This window comes from Paraburkholderia sp. CNPSo 3274 (assembly GCF_024206475.1).
Lineage (GTDB): Bacteria > Pseudomonadota > Gammaproteobacteria > Burkholderiales > Burkholderiaceae > Paraburkholderia.
This window is the reverse complement of record NZ_JAMBPR010000020.1, coordinates 103,858-119,557: the sequence shown is the minus strand read 5'-3', so window position 1 is coordinate 119,557 and position 15,700 is coordinate 103,858. Positions and strand designations below refer to the sequence as shown.

At 63.1% G+C, this 15,700-nt stretch carries 14 protein-coding genes; 6 read left to right on the top strand and 8 right to left on the bottom strand.

The features are described 5' to 3' along the window. Positions 1–169: 169 nt before the first annotated feature. Positions 170–1,018: an alpha/beta fold hydrolase gene (locus tag M3I54_RS16185; protein WP_254337517.1), complete on the bottom strand. Its 849-nt coding sequence runs from the start codon at positions 1,016–1,018 to the stop codon at positions 170–172. 181 nt (positions 1,019–1,199) lie between these two features. Between M3I54_RS16185 and M3I54_RS16180 the strand changes: the two genes are divergently transcribed. Continuing rightward, positions 1,200–1,664: a VOC family protein gene (locus tag M3I54_RS16180; RefSeq protein WP_254337515.1), complete on the top strand. Its 465-nt coding sequence runs from the start codon at positions 1,200–1,202 to the stop codon at positions 1,662–1,664. A gap of 117 nt (positions 1,665–1,781) precedes the next feature. Here M3I54_RS16180 and gltA read toward each other — a convergent pair whose 3' ends face one another. The 7 genes from gltA to M3I54_RS16145 all read right to left on the bottom strand — a co-directional run bounded on the left by gltA (position 1,782) and on the right by M3I54_RS16145 (position 7,691). Continuing rightward, the gene (gene gltA, locus M3I54_RS16175; protein ID WP_254337513.1) at positions 1,782–3,083 is read right to left on the bottom strand and encodes a citrate synthase; all 1,302 of its coding nucleotides are present in this window, start codon (positions 3,081–3,083) and stop codon (positions 1,782–1,784) included. A gap of 79 nt (positions 3,084–3,162) precedes the next feature. Next, positions 3,163–3,429: a succinate dehydrogenase assembly factor 2 gene (locus M3I54_RS16170; protein WP_028202905.1), complete on the bottom strand. Its 267-nt coding sequence runs from the start codon at positions 3,427–3,429 to the stop codon at positions 3,163–3,165. Between the two features lie 15 nt (positions 3,430–3,444). Next, the gene (locus tag M3I54_RS16165; RefSeq protein WP_254337511.1) at positions 3,445–4,146 is read right to left on the bottom strand and encodes a succinate dehydrogenase iron-sulfur subunit; all 702 of its coding nucleotides are present in this window, start codon (positions 4,144–4,146) and stop codon (positions 3,445–3,447) included. 28 nt (positions 4,147–4,174) lie between these two features. After that, the gene (gene sdhA, locus M3I54_RS16160; RefSeq protein WP_254337509.1) at positions 4,175–5,950 is read right to left on the bottom strand and encodes a succinate dehydrogenase flavoprotein subunit; all 1,776 of its coding nucleotides are present in this window, start codon (positions 5,948–5,950) and stop codon (positions 4,175–4,177) included. Positions 5,951–5,954: 4 nt separating this feature from the next. Continuing rightward, the gene (gene sdhD / locus M3I54_RS16155) at positions 5,955–6,323 is read right to left on the bottom strand and encodes a succinate dehydrogenase, hydrophobic membrane anchor protein (protein ID WP_254337507.1); all 369 of its coding nucleotides are present in this window, start codon (positions 6,321–6,323) and stop codon (positions 5,955–5,957) included. Positions 6,324–6,326: 3 nt separating this feature from the next. Further along, positions 6,327–6,743: a succinate dehydrogenase, cytochrome b556 subunit gene (gene sdhC / locus M3I54_RS16150; protein ID WP_254337505.1), complete on the bottom strand. Its 417-nt coding sequence runs from the start codon at positions 6,741–6,743 to the stop codon at positions 6,327–6,329. Positions 6,744–6,893: 150 nt separating this feature from the next. Then, a complete protein-coding gene (locus M3I54_RS16145; protein WP_254337503.1) occupies positions 6,894–7,691 on the bottom strand; it encodes a GntR family transcriptional regulator in 798 nt (265 codons plus the stop codon). 602 nt (positions 7,692–8,293) lie between these two features. On the opposite strand from M3I54_RS16145, the gene M3I54_RS16140 reads away from it, so the two are divergent. The 5 genes from M3I54_RS16140 to acnA all read left to right on the top strand — a co-directional run bounded on the left by M3I54_RS16140 (position 8,294) and on the right by acnA (position 15,609). After that, positions 8,294–9,280, top strand: coding sequence for a malate dehydrogenase (locus M3I54_RS16140; protein ID WP_254337501.1), 987 nt, complete (start codon positions 8,294–8,296; stop codon positions 9,278–9,280). A 223-nt stretch (positions 9,281–9,503) separates the two neighbouring features. Beyond that, positions 9,504–10,532 (top strand): CoA ester lyase, encoded by a 1,029-nt coding sequence (locus tag M3I54_RS16135; protein WP_254337500.1) that lies wholly within the window; start codon positions 9,504–9,506, stop codon positions 10,530–10,532. A 287-nt stretch (positions 10,533–10,819) separates the two neighbouring features. After that, positions 10,820–11,344 carry a hypothetical protein gene (locus M3I54_RS16130; protein WP_254337498.1) on the top strand — a complete coding sequence of 175 codons (525 nt, stop codon included), beginning with the start codon at positions 10,820–10,822 and terminating at the stop codon, positions 11,342–11,344. A 19-nt stretch (positions 11,345–11,363) separates the two neighbouring features. Next, a complete protein-coding gene (locus M3I54_RS16125; RefSeq protein ID WP_254337496.1) occupies positions 11,364–12,815 on the top strand; it encodes a bifunctional 2-methylcitrate dehydratase/aconitate hydratase in 1,452 nt (483 codons plus the stop codon). Between the two features lie 76 nt (positions 12,816–12,891). Continuing rightward, positions 12,892–15,609, top strand: a complete 2,718-nt coding sequence (gene acnA, locus M3I54_RS16120) for an aconitate hydratase AcnA (RefSeq protein WP_254337493.1) — start codon at positions 12,892–12,894, stop codon at positions 15,607–15,609. Positions 15,610–15,700: the final 91 nt, after the last annotated feature.

Genomic DNA, 15,700 nt, shown 5'->3' with positions numbered 1-15,700 from the left:
TTGGCCGTGAAGACTCCATCGGTACGCCTGGCACGCGGCGCGTGAGTTAGCTCGCGCGGCCGCGTGTCATCTGCAAAACGAGGGGCGTAGGGGCACTATTCCTTTGCGCCCGGCGCGAACGGCCGGGCCCTGATTACGACTTGTATCCGCCACCTGGCCGTGTCGCGTTTCACGCCTGCCACCGCGTAACGAACGCGCGTATGTCGTCGTTCACACGCGCTGCGTGATTGAAGTACATGCCGTGCGTGCCGCCCTCATAAACCTTCAGCATCGCGCGTTCGAGCGCGGCCGCCGTCGGGCGTCCGGTGATCTCGAGCGGCGCCGAGGCATCGCAATCGCCGTGCAGCACGAGCGCCGGCACGTCGATCGCGGCCAGTTCGCGGCGGAAGTCGGTGGCCATCTGCACGCGAGGCAGTTGTACCGCAGCGCAAAACGACGTGGCCAGCATCATGTCGGCCGTCCACTGAATGACCGTGCGCGAAGTACCGGAGCTGAAGTAGGCTTCGGCGCGCCGCTCGATCCAGTCGGGAAACGACGTGAGCATTTCTTCGATCGACGCTTCGAAGAGGCTAGCATCGAGTCCGCCGGGATTATCAGCAGTCTTGAGCAAATAAGGCGTCGAAGCCGGCGAAACCAGCACGATGCCCGCCACGCGGCGCGAGCCGTGACGGCTCAAATAACGCACGATCTCGCCGCTCGCGAACGAATGACCGACCAGCGTGACTCGCGCCAGGCCTCGCGCGTCGAGTACGGCTTCGAGATCGTCGGCGAGCGTGTCGTAGTCGTAGCCGCGGCCCGGGTCGCTGGAGCGTCCATGCCCGCGGCGGTCGTACGCCACGCAGCGAAAACCCGCGGCCGCGAGCGGCGCGCATTGGTAGTTCCACATGTCGGCGTTGAGCGTCCAGCCCGAGAGAAACATGAGCGGTGCGCCTTCGCCCCAGTCGCGATAGTGCAGCGCGGTATCGTCGTCGATGCGGATGTAGCCGGGTTGGCGGGCATTGAGGGTGTCGCGTGCCATGGTCGTCGCTCCTTGCGGGTGGGGGTGTGCCGATGAGCGACATGGTCGTCGATGCCGCGCGTGCTGACGATTACGTCGGAGGTAATGGCCGCGCGCCCGCGGCGAGAACGCGTGAGCGCGCTGCGCGCAATCGCACTACGCCGGTGCTAGATTCGTCACACGTACTGCCCAGGAGACAAGCATGAGCAACACCTCCCCGCGTCCGGCCTTTGGGTCTGCCGTCTACTATCGCGATCCGTTCGCCGCGCTCGACTGGCTCGAAAAAGCGTTCGGCTTCACGCGCCAGTTCGTCGTCACTTCGGCGGACGGCAAACTCGGTCACTCGGAAATGCGCTTCGAAGACGGCTACGTGATGATCTGCGGCGGTTGGCCCGGCATGCCCTACTCGAGCCCGGCCGATGTGGAAGGCAGGAACACGCAAACCGTGCACGTGCAGTTGAAAAGCGGCCTCGACGCGCATTGCGAACGCGCCCGCGCCGCCGGTGCAAAGATCATCCGCGAGCCGGCCGACCAGTTCTACGGCGACCGCGTCTATGTGGCATGCGACCCCGAAAGCCACGTGTGGAGCTTTGGCGAAACGGTGCGCGAGGTCACGCGCGAAGAAGCGGAAGCGGCGAGCGGGCTGAAGATCGATGGCTGGATTTGAGCGCGGCCGCGGCCTCAAATAGAAAACGCCCCGACGGGCGATAACCCGTCGGGACGTTTGCATGAGAGCTTGCACGCGGCGCGCCATCGGGCGCGCGGCGTGGCAAAGCGAAACTGCTTAGCGCTGCGCGATCGGCTTTGCTTCGCGCGGCGTTTCGCCGATGAAGAGCTGACGCGGACGGCCAATCTTCTGCTCGGGGTCGGCGATCATTTCGTTCCACTGCGCAATCCAGCCCACCGTACGTGCCATCGCGAAGATACACGTGAACATCGAGGTCGGGATGCCCAGCGCGCGCTGCACAATACCCGAGTAGAAGTCGACGTTCGGGTACAGCTTGCGCGACACGAAGTACTCGTCTTCCAGCGCGATCTTTTCGAGCTGCATGGCGAGCTTGAAAAGCGGATCGTCATGCAGACCGAGTTCGTTGAGCACCTCGTAGCACGTTTCGCGCATGAGCTTCGCACGCGGATCGTAGTTCTTGTACACGCGGTGGCCGAAGCCCATCAGCTTCACGCCCGAGTTCTTGTCCTTCACCTGCTTGATGAACTCAGGGATATTGTCCGGCGAGCCGATCTGTTCGAGCATGTTCAGCGCGGCTTCGTTCGCACCGCCGTGCGCCGGGCCCCACAGACAGGCGATACCTGCGGCGATACACGCGAACGGGTTCGCGCCCGACGAGCCAGCCAGACGCACCGTCGAGGTCGAAGCGTTCTGCTCGTGGTCAGCGTGCAGGATGAGGATACGGTCGAGCGCGCGCACGAGCACGTCGTTGACCTTGTACTCTTCGCACGGGTTCGAGAACATCATGCGCATGAAGTTCGCGCTGTACGAGAGGTCGTTCTGCGGGTACACGAACGGCTGGCCGATCGAGTACTTGTAAGCCATGGCGACGAGCGTCGGCAGCTTCGCGATCATGCGGATCGCCGAAACTTCGCGGTGCTTCGCGTTGTTGATGTCGAGCGAGTCGTGATAGAACGCCGACAGCGCGCCGACTGCGGCGACGAGGATCGCCATCGGGTGCGCGTCACGGCGGAAGCCGCGGAAGAAGAACTGCATCTGCTCGTGAACCATCGTGTGCTGCGTGACGGTCTTCACGAACTCTTCCTTCTGCGCCGCGTTCGGCAGTTCGCCGCGATACAGCAGGTAGCAGGTTTCGAGGAAGTCGGCGTTTTGCGCGAGGTTGTCGATCGGGTAGCCGCGGTACAGCAGCTCGCCCTTGTCCCCATCAATGTACGTGATCGCCGAGTTGCACGACGCCGTCGACATGAAGCCCGGGTCATACGTGAACTTGCCGGTCTGACCGTACAGTTTGCGGATGTCGATCACATCCGGGCCCATCGTGCCCTTGTAGATCGGCAGTTCGACGCTCGGCGAATTGTCGCTGAACGATAGCGTGGCTTTTACATCAGACGGGGTCATAGCACATCCTCAATCGAAGATAAACACGGGATTCGATAGTTTTGTACATCCGGCGCGGCGCCTCCATATGCCGCCGCGCTCAGACGTTCCGAAGCAGCTCCAGCACCCGCTTCACGTCCGGGTCGGCAAGGTCGCCTTCTGGTTCCTTGCGCGCGAGCAGCAAGTCCATCAGGTCGTTATCGCTCAGCTCAAGCAGGCGCGTGAGCGCGCCCACGTCGGCGTCGCTGAGTTCATGCTCATAGCGCTCGAAAAACCGCTCAAAAATCAGATCATTTTCGAGCAGGCCGCGCCGCGCGCGCCAGCGAAGGCGCGCGCGGCGATGAGGGTCAGACTGGTGCGATTCCATTTCAGAACAGCAGCATCAAACCGCGCGGCGGAACATCAGTTCCTTGATCTTGCCGATCGCCTTCGTCGGGTTCAGCCCCTTCGGGCAAACGTCGACGCAGTTCATGATCGTATGGCAACGGAACAGACGGTACGGGTCCTCGAGGTTGTCGAGGCGCTCGCCGGTCGCTTCGTCGCGGCTGTCCGCGATGAAGCGGTAAGCCTGCAACAGACCTGCCGGGCCGACGAACTTGTCCGGATTCCACCAGAAGCTCGGGCACGAGGTCGAGCAGCTTGCGCACAGAATACACTCGTACAGGCCGTCGAGTTCGTCACGCTGCTCAGGCGACTGCAAACGCTCCTTCTCGGGCGGCGGCGTGTCGTTGATCAGGTACGGCTTGATCGAGTGGTACTGGTTGAAGAACTGCGTGAAGTCGCAAATCAGGTCGCGCACGACGGGCAGGCCCGGCAGCGGACGCAGCACGATCTTCGCCGGCAGGTCGTTCAGGTTCGTCAAGCAGGCGAGACCGTTCTTGCCGTTGATGTTCATGGCGTCCGAACCGCACACGCCTTCACGGCACGAACGGCGGAACGACAGCGTTTCGTCCAGTTCCTTGAGCTTGAGCAGCGCGTCGAGCAGCATGCGCTCGTGCGTGAGTTCCAGCTCGTACGTTTGCATGCGCGGCGCCGCGTCCTTGTCCGGATCGTAGCGATAGACTTCAAAAATGCGTTTGGCCATTTCCAATTCCTTTTGACTGGCGTGTGCCTTAGAACGTACGCGCCTTCGGCGGCACGGACTCGACGGTCAGCGGTTGCATGTGGACCGGCTTGTATTCGAGTCGGTCGCCTTCGCTGAACCAGAGCGTATGGCGCAGCCAGTTTTCGTCGTCGCGGTGTTCGTAGTCGCTCTGTGCGTGCGCACCACGGCTTTCCTTGCGGGCTTCAGCCGAAACCATCGTTGCGCGCGCAACTTCGACCAGGTTCGCCACTTCGAGCGCTTCCACGCGCGCCGTGTTGAACACCTTCGACTTGTCCTTCAGGTGGATGTGCTTCGCGCGCTCAGCGATCTGCGCGATGTCCTTCACGCCGTCTTCCAGCAGCTTCGAGGTACGGAACACGCCTGCGTGCTTCTGCATCGAGCCGCGGATGTCGTTCGCGACGCTTTGCGCGTACTCGCCCGAGGCCGACTTGTCGAGCTCGGCGAGGCGCGAGAGCGCGAAGTCGGCGGCGTCGGCCGGCAGCGGCTTGTGATCGCGCAGTTCCTTGACGTGCTTGACGATGTGGTTGCCAGCCGCACGGCCGAACACCACGAGGTCGAGCAGCGAGTTCGTGCCCAGACGGTTCGCGCCGTGCACCGAGACGCACGAGCATTCGCCCACGGCGTAGAAGCCGTTCACGACCTCTTCGTGACCCTTCGGCGTGCCAACGACCTGGCCGTTGATGTTCGTCGGGATGCCGCCCATCTGGTAGTGGATGGTCGGCACGACCGGGATCGGCTCCTTGATACAGTCCACGTTCGCGAACTTGAGCGCGATTTCGCGGATCGACGGCAGACGCTTCATGATCGTGTCGGCGCCGATGTGCGAGAGGTCGAGCAGCACGTGGTCCTTGTGCGGACCCACGCCGCGGCCTTCCTTGATTTCCTGGTCCATCGAACGCGAAACGAAGTCGCGCGGCGCCAGGTCCTTCAGGGTCGGCGCGTAACGCTCCATGAAGCGCTCGCCGTTCGAGTTACGCAGAATGCCGCCTTCGCCGCGCACGCCTTCCGTGATCAGCACGCCCGCGCCGGCCACGCCGGTCGGGTGGAACTGCCAGAACTCCATGTCCTGCAGCGCGATGCCCGAACGGGCCGCCATGCCAAGGCCGTCACCGGTGTTGATGAACGCGTTGGTCGATGCCGCGAAGATCCGGCCCGCGCCGCCCGTGGCGAACAGCGTGGTCTTGCCTTCGAGGATATAGACGTCGCCCGTTTCCATTTCGAGCGCGGTCACGCCGAGCACGTCGCCTTCGGCGTCGCGGATCAGGTCGAGCGCCATCCATTCGACGAAGAACGTGGTCTTCGCCGCGACGTTCTGCTGATACAGCGTGTGCAGCAGCGCGTGGCCGGTACGGTCAGCAGCAGCACAGGCGCGCTGAACCGGCTTCTCGCCGTAGTTGGCCGTGTGGCCGCCGAACGGGCGCTGGTAGATCGTGCCGTCGGCGTTACGGTCGAACGGCATGCCCATGTGTTCGAGTTCGTATACGGCGTTCGGCGCTTCACGGCACATGAACTCAATCGCGTCCTGGTCGCCGAGCCAGTCGGAGCCCTTGATCGTGTCGTAGAAGTGGTAGTGCCAGTTGTCTTCGCTCATGTTGCCGAGCGAGGCGCCGATGCCGCCCTGCGCCGCCACCGTGTGCGAACGCGTGGGGAACACCTTCGAGAGCACACAAACCGACAGGCCAGCGCGCGCGAGTTGCAGCGAAGCGCGCATCCCCGAGCCACCAGCACCGACGATGACCACGTCGAACTTGCGACGCGGCAATGAATTCTTGATTGCAGCCATTCTTTTACACTCTCCAGAGAATCTGAGCGGCGTAGCCGAGGCTGCCCAGCAGCCATGCGATCGTGAGGACGTCCAGCGTGATGCGCAGGCCGACCGGCTTGATGTAGTCCATCCAGATGTCACGCACACCGACCCACGCGTGGTAGAACAGCGCGAGCAGGGTGACGAACGTGGCGAGCTTCATCCATTGCGCGGCAAAGATCGACGCCCAGCCGTCATACGAGAAGTCGTGCGCGCCGAAGAACACGACGAGCAGCACGATCGTGTAGATCGCCATGATCACAGCGGTGGCGCGTTGCGCGATCCAGTCGCGCAGGCCGTAGTGAGCGCCGACGACGAGGCGCTTCGGACCGATTCCGTTTTTAGCCGACATTTTTTAGAACGCTCCGAACAGTTTTGCCGCGAAGGCGATCGTGAGGATCGTGGAGACGATCACGACGACGAGTGAAGTGCTCTTGCCTTTTTCCTTGCTCACGAGGTCATGGCTGAAGTCCATGAACAGGTGACGCACGCCAGCGCAAAAGTGGAAGAGGAACGCCCATCCGAGGACCAGCACGACGAGCTTGACGATGATATTCGAGAGGAAGCCCTTGAAGACCTCGAAGCTGAGTTCCGAGGTGAGGCTCTGGTCAAACAGGAACAACAGGAAAGGCAGAAACAGGAACAACAGCACACCGCTGACGCGGTGGCCGATCGACACACGACCAGCCAGAGGCAGGCGGTATGCGAACAATATCTGCCCAAGCCCGATGTTCCGGTATTCCGGCCTCGGTTTTTTTGCGGCTTCTGCCATGCTAGACCCCTACTATGTGTTAACACTAATTCGCAATTTTAGCGCCTTTTTATATCGCGCTGCAGCGAAATCCACGTCGGGTACGGCTGGTGGTGCGCGCAAGCAAAGGCACTCTGGGGAAGGGCTCCGCGCCTTTCGCGCGGCCGCCCGTCAACTCAAATCATTCTGATAGTAGTACCCGGTTGTGACATACCATCCGCGGCGCACCTCGACCGGCCGGTCTCCATAGGTATAGGACACACGCTCGACCGATAGCAAAGGAAAACCTGCGGGCACCTTGAGAAGGTCGGCCACCGTAGGCTCCGCGGCCACGGCGCGGATCTTTTCGGTCGCCCGAATCATGCGCGTGCCGAATTCCGTCTCGAACATGGCGTAGAGCGGGCCTTTGTACTCGGCGAGGCGCTCGCTCGTGAGCCCGCGGAACACGACGCCGGGCAGCCAGATCTCGTCGAGCACGGTGCTTTCGCCATCGAACTGCAGGAGACGCCGGATCAGCACCACCGGGTCCGAGGGCTTGAGGTCGAGCTGGCGAGCGATCTCGGCCGAAGCGCGCAGGCGCCGGCACTCGAGCAGTTTGCTCACGTGCGGGTGCTCTGCGCCGTCATCGGCGAGTAATCTAAGAAAGCGAAACTGGGCACGCTCTTCGTTGTGCGTTGCAACAAACGTGCCCTTGCCCTGGCGGCGCACCAGCAGATTGTCGGCAGCCAGCTCGTCGATCGCCTTGCGCACGGTCCCCTGGCTCACCTTGTAACGGACGGCCAGTTCGACTTCGCTGGGGATGATTTCGCCGGGCTTCCATTCGCCGGACTCGAGGCTCTGTGTAATGAGCCCCTTGATCTGCTGGTACAACGGACTGAAGGTCGGGGACGGCGAAACCGCGGGCGCAGACGCTTGAGCCCCGCTCTCGGGAGCGGTGGAATTCGCGTTGCTGGCCGGGTTTGCACTCATGGCGCGCATTTCAACATAAACCCCCCTACGCATCAAGCATTTTGCCTGCAATAGTTATGTCTTATATAAGACATAAGATACTGTTGACTTTGACCCCCACGACTCCTACACTCCCGATCGAGCAAGGGTTTGCGGGCGGGCTGCATGCTAGTTTCAGGACATGAAACCGGCATGACGAAGAGGAGCCGCCGGCTGCATCCACCTCGTGGCGAATACGCCGCGAGCCGGCTTGCACGATGCTGTTCCCTCATGCAGTAAACGCAGTAGAGGTTTCGATCCGCCCAGCCGGCACGCGTTAGTCGTTGCGCGCCGCGCGTCTGTGGGAGAGCCCGAGCGAGCTGTTGCAGGAGTCGGCACACGCGAAGCGGCCAGCGTCTGGCGTCCCTCGAAGGGCGCCCCGTTCACCTCTTGCCATGTTGCACAGGTTACCGGCACGGCGGTCCGCGCCGGCGGCGCACGCTTCACGGCTTGTCAGTCCTTGTTGTTCCAGTGAAGCGCGCACGCCAGCGGGAAAGACCGCCTGTTTCACCTACGCTTCGTGTATCGCGCATATAGAATGGCGTTTTACCCTGGCGTCTAACGCATCTTCCTGGAGATTTTCAATGGCTAAGCCCGCAAAGCGCGTTGCCGTCACCGGCGCCGCAGGTCAGATCGCTTACTCCCTGCTGTTCCGCATTGCGAATGGCGACCTGCTCGGCAAGGATCAGCCCGTCATCCTGCAACTGCTCGACCTGCCGCAAGCGCAAGCCGCCGTCAAGGGCGTCGTGATGGAACTGGACGACTGCGCATTCCCGCTGCTCGCGGGCGTGGTCATCACCGACGACCCGAAGGTCGCGTTCAAGGACGCCGACGTCGCCCTGCTGGTTGGCGCACGTCCGCGCTCGAAGGGCATGGAGCGTAAGGACCTGCTCTCGGCCAACGCCGAAATCTTCACGGTCCAGGGCAAGGCGCTGAACGACGTCGCCAGCCGCGACGTGAAGGTGCTGGTCGTCGGCAACCCGGCCAACACGAACGCCTACATCGCCATGAAGTCGGCTCCGGACCTGCCGAAGAAGAACTTCACCGCCATGCTGCGTCTGGACCACAACCGCGCGCTCTCGCAACTCGCCGCCAAGTCGGGCAAGCCGGTGGCTTCGATCGAGAAGCTCGCCGTGTGGGGCAACCACTCGCCGACGATGTACCCCGACTTCCGTGTCGCTACGGCGGAAGGCCAGTCGCTGACCAAGCTGATCAACGACGACGAATGGAACCGCAACACGTTCATCCCGACGGTCGGCAAGCGCGGCGCGGCGATCATCGAAGCGCGCGGCCTCTCGTCGGCAGCATCGGCCGCCAACGCAGCGATCGACCACGTGCGTGACTGGGTCCTCGGCACGAACGGCAAGTGGGTCACGATGGGTATCCCGTCGGACGGTTCGTACGGCATTCCCGAAGACATCATCTACGGCGTGCCGGTGACCTGCGAAAACGGCGAATACAAGCGCGTGGAAGGCCTCGAAATCGACGCATTCTCGCGCGAAAAGATGGACGGCACGCTCAACGAGCTGCTCGAAGAGCGCGAAGGCGTGGCTCATCTGCTCGGCAAGTAAGCCAGCTGTACGAACGGAACGCGCGATTCACGCCCGTTCCGTTCTGCTTTGTGGGCTCGCGGGGCAGGCTCCGCGGCCCGACCCGCACAGCCCATTCGATGCGGGCCACCCCAGGCGGGCCCAGCTACGCCCCCGATCCGCATGCGCCTTGCCTTGACCGCCTTGCCGGCAGGACGCATCCGAATCCGGTATCTCCTACAAAACTCGACTCCCGACGCCGAAGATGCGCGCCATTCTCCCAGCAGAAGTGCTGTTTGACGGCGAAGCGCCGCCCGCCATCCTGCCCGCATGCGACCACTACGCGGGCAGTGAGAAGCTGATGCTCAAATCGCTCGCGCTGCAGCAGCAGTGGGGCCCGGTATTCGACATCACGCTCGATTGCGAAGACGGCGCGCAGGTCGGCCGCGAAGCCGAACACGCCGAACTCGTGGCGTCGTTCATCGGCGGCGAACACGACCGCTTTGGCCGCGTCGGCGTGCGCATCCACGATTTCCATCACCCGCACTGGCGCGACGACGTGCGCATGATCCTGCGCGCCGCGAAGCGCGCACCGGCCTTCATCACCCTGCCGAAGATCCGCGCCGTAGGCGACGCCGCCGAAATGACGGCCTTCATCGAGGCCACGCGCGTCGAGATGGGCATCGACAAGCCTATTCCCGTTCAATTGCTCGTCGAAACGCATGGCGCACTCGCGCGCGTGTTCGACCTCGCTGCGCTGCGCGGCGTCGAGTCGCTGAGCTTCGGGCTGATGGACTTCGTCTCCGCGCACGACGGTGCGATTCCCGACACGGCAATGCGCTCGCCCGGCCAGTTCGAACACCCCCTAGTGCGCCGCGCGAAGCTCGAAATCGCGGCCGCGTGCCACGCGTTCGGCCGCGTGCCCTCGCACAACGTGAGTACGGAAGTGCGCGACATGGAAGTGGTGGCGAACGACGCGCGCCGCGCCCGCAACGAGTTCGGTTACACGCGCATGTGGAGCATCCACCCGGCGCAGATTCCCGCGATCGTGGCCGCTTTCGCGCCGCGCGACGAAGAAATCGCGCTGGCCGCCGAAATCCTGCTGGCCGCGCAGCACGCGCAATGGGGTCCGACACGCCACGGCGACACGCTGCACGACCGTGCGAGCTACCGCTACTACTGGTCCGTGCTGCGCCGCGCGCGCGCCACGGGCCGCGCCGTGCCGGCCGAAGCGGCGCCGCTGTTCGCGCCCGGCGTCGATACGCGAGGCGAGCTGCCGCAGGAGTCGGCCTGATGTGCGCCACGACCGGACGCAGAAAACGTTTTCAACGTAGTGCGCCACGGCAACGAAGCGGATCTCGCGCCGCATAGCGCAGCGACGGCAGTCACGGACAGTTACAGGCAGTTACTTGCGAACCACGGCGCAAACAACACCGGGCCGGAGAAATTGAAGTTCATGGCGATAAATAGGTGAAAATAGCGTCCGCTGCGCGCTTTCGGGGCGCGCGCAGTGCAAACGGCGGTTACCTGTTCAACCGCGCACTGATCAACCGCTTTTAGATAGATAAAGGTTTGACACTCATGAAGAAACTGCTGATCGCCGCTCTCATCGGCACGCTGTCCTCGACGCTGATGCTGGCCGCTACCGACGCCGCCGCACAAGACACGTCGACCACGACTGCCAAAAAGCCGGCTCCGAAGCATCGCATCATCAAGCGCAAGGCCAACCCGGCCAAGGAAGCGAAGATGGATCCGATCCCGGACGGCTCGGAGCACTGGACCTGCGCTGAAGGCGCACAATTCGACCTCAAGGGCGACATGGCGCGTGACCAGATCGTCACCGTTCACTGGGCGAACAAGAATTACAACCTGCCGCGTCAGGCCACGACCACGGGCGCTGACCGCTTCCACGACGCCGCCACCGGCCTCGACCTCGTCGTGATTCCGACGAAGGCCATGCTGTTCTCGGACAAGGACAGCTCGCGTCTGGCCGACGAATGCAAGACTGTTGCAATGCAGCAAGGCGCAATGGCGCCGACGCAGGCACAAGCGCTGAGCCCGGCTAACCGCGCTCCGGCAGCCGCCAGCGGCGCCGCGGGCCAGTAAGGACCGCAGGATCGCCTCGATGTCCGCCCTGATCTCCAACGTCAGGCCGCAGCCGGATCAGGTACTGGTCGATATCGTCGACTACGTGCTGTGTTTCCGGGTCGACCGCGCGCTCGCGCTGACGACGGCGCGGCATTGCCTGATCGATACCCTCGGCTGCGGACTCGAGGCGCTCTCCTACCCCGCCTGCACCAAGTTGCTGGGACCGATCGTGCCGGGCACGATCGTCCCGCACGGCGCGAAGGTGCCGGGCACGCCATTCCAGCTCGATCCGGTTCAGGCCGCGTTCAACATCGGCGCGATGATCCGCTGGCTCGACTTCAACGACACATGGCTCGCCGCCGAATGGGGCCATCCGTCGGACAACCTGGGCGGTATCCTCGCGACCGCCGACTGGCTTTCGCGCACTGCCATCGCTCAGGGCAAATTGCCGCTCACCATGAAGCACGTGCTCGAAGGCATGGTGAAGGCGCACGAGATCCAGGGCTGCATTGCGCTGGAGAACTCGTTCAACAAGGTCGGTCTCGACCATGTGCTGCTCGTGAAGCTCGCGTCGACCGCCGTGGTCGGACAAATGCTCGGGCTCACCCGCGACGAGTTGATCAACGCCGTTTCGCTCGCGATGGTCGACGGCCAGTCGCTGCGCACCTACCGCCACGCGCCCAATACGGGCTCGCGCAAGTCGTGGGCCGCGGGCGACGCCACCTCGCGCGCCGTGCGCCTCGCGCTCATGGCGAAAACGGGCGAGATGGGCTATCCCTCGGCGCTCACGGCAAAAACCTGGGGCTTCTACGACGTCTCGTTCAAGGGACAGCCGTTCAAGTTTCAGCGCCCTTACGGCACGTATGTAATGGAAAACGTGCTGTTCAAGATTTCATTCCCCGCCGAATTCCACGCGCAGACCGCCGCCGAAGCCGCGATGACGCTGCACGGCGCGCTCGCGCAACGAGGCAAGACGGCTGGGGACATCAAGCGCATCACCATACGCACGCATGAAGCGGCAATCCGCATCATCGACAAGAGCGGTCCGCTTGCAAATCCGGCCGACCGCGACCACTGTATCCAGTACATGGTCGCTGTGCCGCTGATCTTCGGCCGCCTCACCGCCTCCGACTACGAAGACGAAGTCGCAAGCGACCCGCGCATCGACGAGCTGCGCGCGAAAACGGTATGCGTGGAAGACCCGCAGTTCACGAAGGATTATCACGACCCGGACAAGCGCTCGATCGCGAATGCGCTCACCATAGAGCTGCTCGACGGCACGACGCTCGACGAGGTCGTAGTGGAGTACCCGATCGGCCACAAGCGGCGCCGCGAAGAAGGCATCCCGCTTCTGATCGAGAAGTTTCGAATCAACCTCGCGCGCCGCTTCCCAGCGAAGCAGCAGCAGGCGATTCTCGATGTCTCGCTCGACGAAGCGCGGCTCTGCGCCCTGCCCGTCAACGAGTACGTCGACATGTATGTGATCTGAGCAATCAGGCAGGTATCAGTGACAGCAGCAAACGAGCAGTAAGCGTTATTTCCGCGATTAAACGAAGGAAAACACTATGGCCCACAATCTCCACAAAACGCTAAAAGAATTCGACAGCGGTTCCGGCAAAGGCAAGTTCTACTCGCTGCCGCAACTCGGCAAGCAGCTTGGCGTGAAGATCAATCGTCTGCCGGTCTCGATCCGTCTGGTGCTCGAGTCTGTGCTGCGTAACTACGACGGCAAGAAGATCGCGGAAGAGCACATCGAGCAACTCGCGAACTGGAAGCCGAACGCCTCGCGCGTCGACGAAATCCCGTTCGTGGTCGCCCGCGTCGTGCTGCAGGACTTCACGGGCGTGCCGCTGCTCGCCGACATCGCCGCCATGCGCGGCGTGGCCAAGCAAGTCGGCCGTGACCCGAAGGTCATCGAGCCGCTCGTGCCGGTGGATCTCGTCGTCGACCACTCGGTCCAGATCGACTACTTCCGCCAGAAGGACGCGCTCGACCTGAACATGAAACTGGAATTCCAGCGCAACAACGAGCGCTACCAGTTCATGAAGTGGGGCATGCAGGCGTTCGACACGTTCAAGGTCGTGCCGCCGGGCATCGGCATCGTCCACCAGGTGAACCTGGAATACCTTGCGCGCGGCGTGCACAAGAAGGCGGAAGGCGCCGACACCGTCTACTACCCGGACACGCTCGTCGGCACCGACTCGCACACCACGATGATCAATGGCATCGGCGTCGTGGGCTGGGGCGTGGGCGGCATCGAAGCAGAAGCCGGCATGCTCGGCCAGCCGGTGTACTTCCTCACGCCGGACGTCGTGGGCGTCGAGCTGAAGGGCAAGCTGCGCGAAGGCTGCACGGCGACCGACCTCGTGCTGACCATCACGGAAATGCTGCGCAAGGAGAAGGTCGTCGGCAAGTTCGTCGAGTTCTTCGGCGAAGGCACGGCGTCGATCGGCGTGCCCGACCGCGCGACCATCGGCAACATGGCGCCGGAATACGGCGCAACGATGGGCTTCTTCCCCGTCGACGAAAAGACGATCGACTACTTCAAGGGCACGGGCCGCACGGAAGCTGAAATCTCGGCATTCGCGAACTACTTCAAGGCGCAGGAACTCTTCGGCGTGTCGAAGGCCGGCGACATCGACTACACAAAGACGCTCGTCCTCGACCTCGGCACCGTCGCGCCGTCGCTGGCGGGTCCGAAGCGCCCGCAAGACCGCATCGAAATCGGCAACGTGAAATCGACCTTCACGGACCTGTTCTCGAAGCCGGTCGCGGAAAACGGCTTCAACAAGAAGGCCGCCGACCTCTCCGCCGAATACGCGGCGGGCGACCAGGTCAAGCTGCACAACGGCGACGTGCTGATCGCCGCGATCACGTCGTGCACGAACACGTCGAACCCGAGCGTGCTGCTGGCCGCCGGTCTGCTCGCGAAGAAGGCCGTGGAAGCGGGCCTGACGGTCGCGCCGCACATCAAGACGTCGCTCGCTCCGGGATCGCGCATCGTCACGGAATACCTGACGAAGACGGGCCTCCTGCCGTACCTCTCGAAGCTCGGCTTCGAACTCGCGGCATACGGCTGCACGACCTGTATCGGCAACGCCGGCGACCTGACGGCCGAACTGAACGAATCGATCGTCACGAACGACGTCGTCGCGGCGGCGGTGCTTTCGGGCAACCGTAACTTCGAAGCGCGTATCCACCCGAACATCCGCGCGAACTTCCTGGCCTCGCCGCCGCTGGTCGTAGCTTACGCGATCGCGGGCAACATCACGCGCGACCTGATGACGGAACCGGTGGGCAAGGGCAAGGGCGGCCGTGACATCTACCTCGGCGACATCTGGCCGACGAGCGACGAAGTCAACGCGCTGCTTAAGTTCGCGCTCGATCCGGACGCGTTCCAGAAGAATTACAGCCAGCTCACGAAGAAGGGCGACCTGTGGAGCAAGATCGAAGGCGAAGAAGGTCAGGTCTATGACTGGCCGAAGTCGACCTACATCGCCGAGCCCCCGTTCTTCGGCAGCGATTTTTCGATGACGCCGTCGTCGTCGGTCGCCGAAGTCAAGGGCGCGCGCGCATTGGGCATCTTCGGTGACTCGGTCACGACCGACCACATCAGCCCGGCTGGCTCGATCAAGGAAGACTCGCCCGCAGGCAAGTGGCTGAAGGAAAACGGCGTGCAGAAGGCCGACTTCAACAGCTACGGCTCGCGCCGCGGCAACCACGACGTGATGATGCGCGGCACCTTTGCCAACGTGCGTATCAAGAACCTGATGATCCCGGCGAAGGCCGACGGCACGCGCGTGGAAGGCGGTCTGACGATCCATCAGCCGAGCGGCGAACAGCTCTCGATCTATGACGCAGCGATGAAGTATATCGACGCCGGCACGCCGACCATGGTGTTCGCAGGCGAGGAGTACGGCACGGGTTCGTCGCGTGACTGGGCAGCCAAGGGCACGCAGCTGCTGGGCGTGAAGGCCGTGGTCGCACGCAGCTTCGAGCGTATCCACCGCTCGAACCTCGTTGGCATGGGCGTTCTGCCGCTGCAGTTCAAGGGTTCGGACAGCGTTCAGTCGCTCGGCCTGACCGGCGAAGAAACGTTCGACATTGAAGGCCTGACGGACGACTTCAAGCCGCAACAAGACCTGACCCTCGTGATCCACCACAAGGACGGCAAGGATCAGCGCGTGCAGGTGCTGCTGCGCATCGACACGCCGATCGAAGTCGACTACTACAAGCACGGTGGTATTCTGCCGTTCGTGCTGCGCTCGCTGCTCGCGGCGTAAGTACGCAGTTTTTTGCAGGTGCCGCGCCCGGCAACGGGTGCGGTCACACTTGGAGCCCGACGCAAGTCGGGCTTTTTTTTCGGCTGTGCTT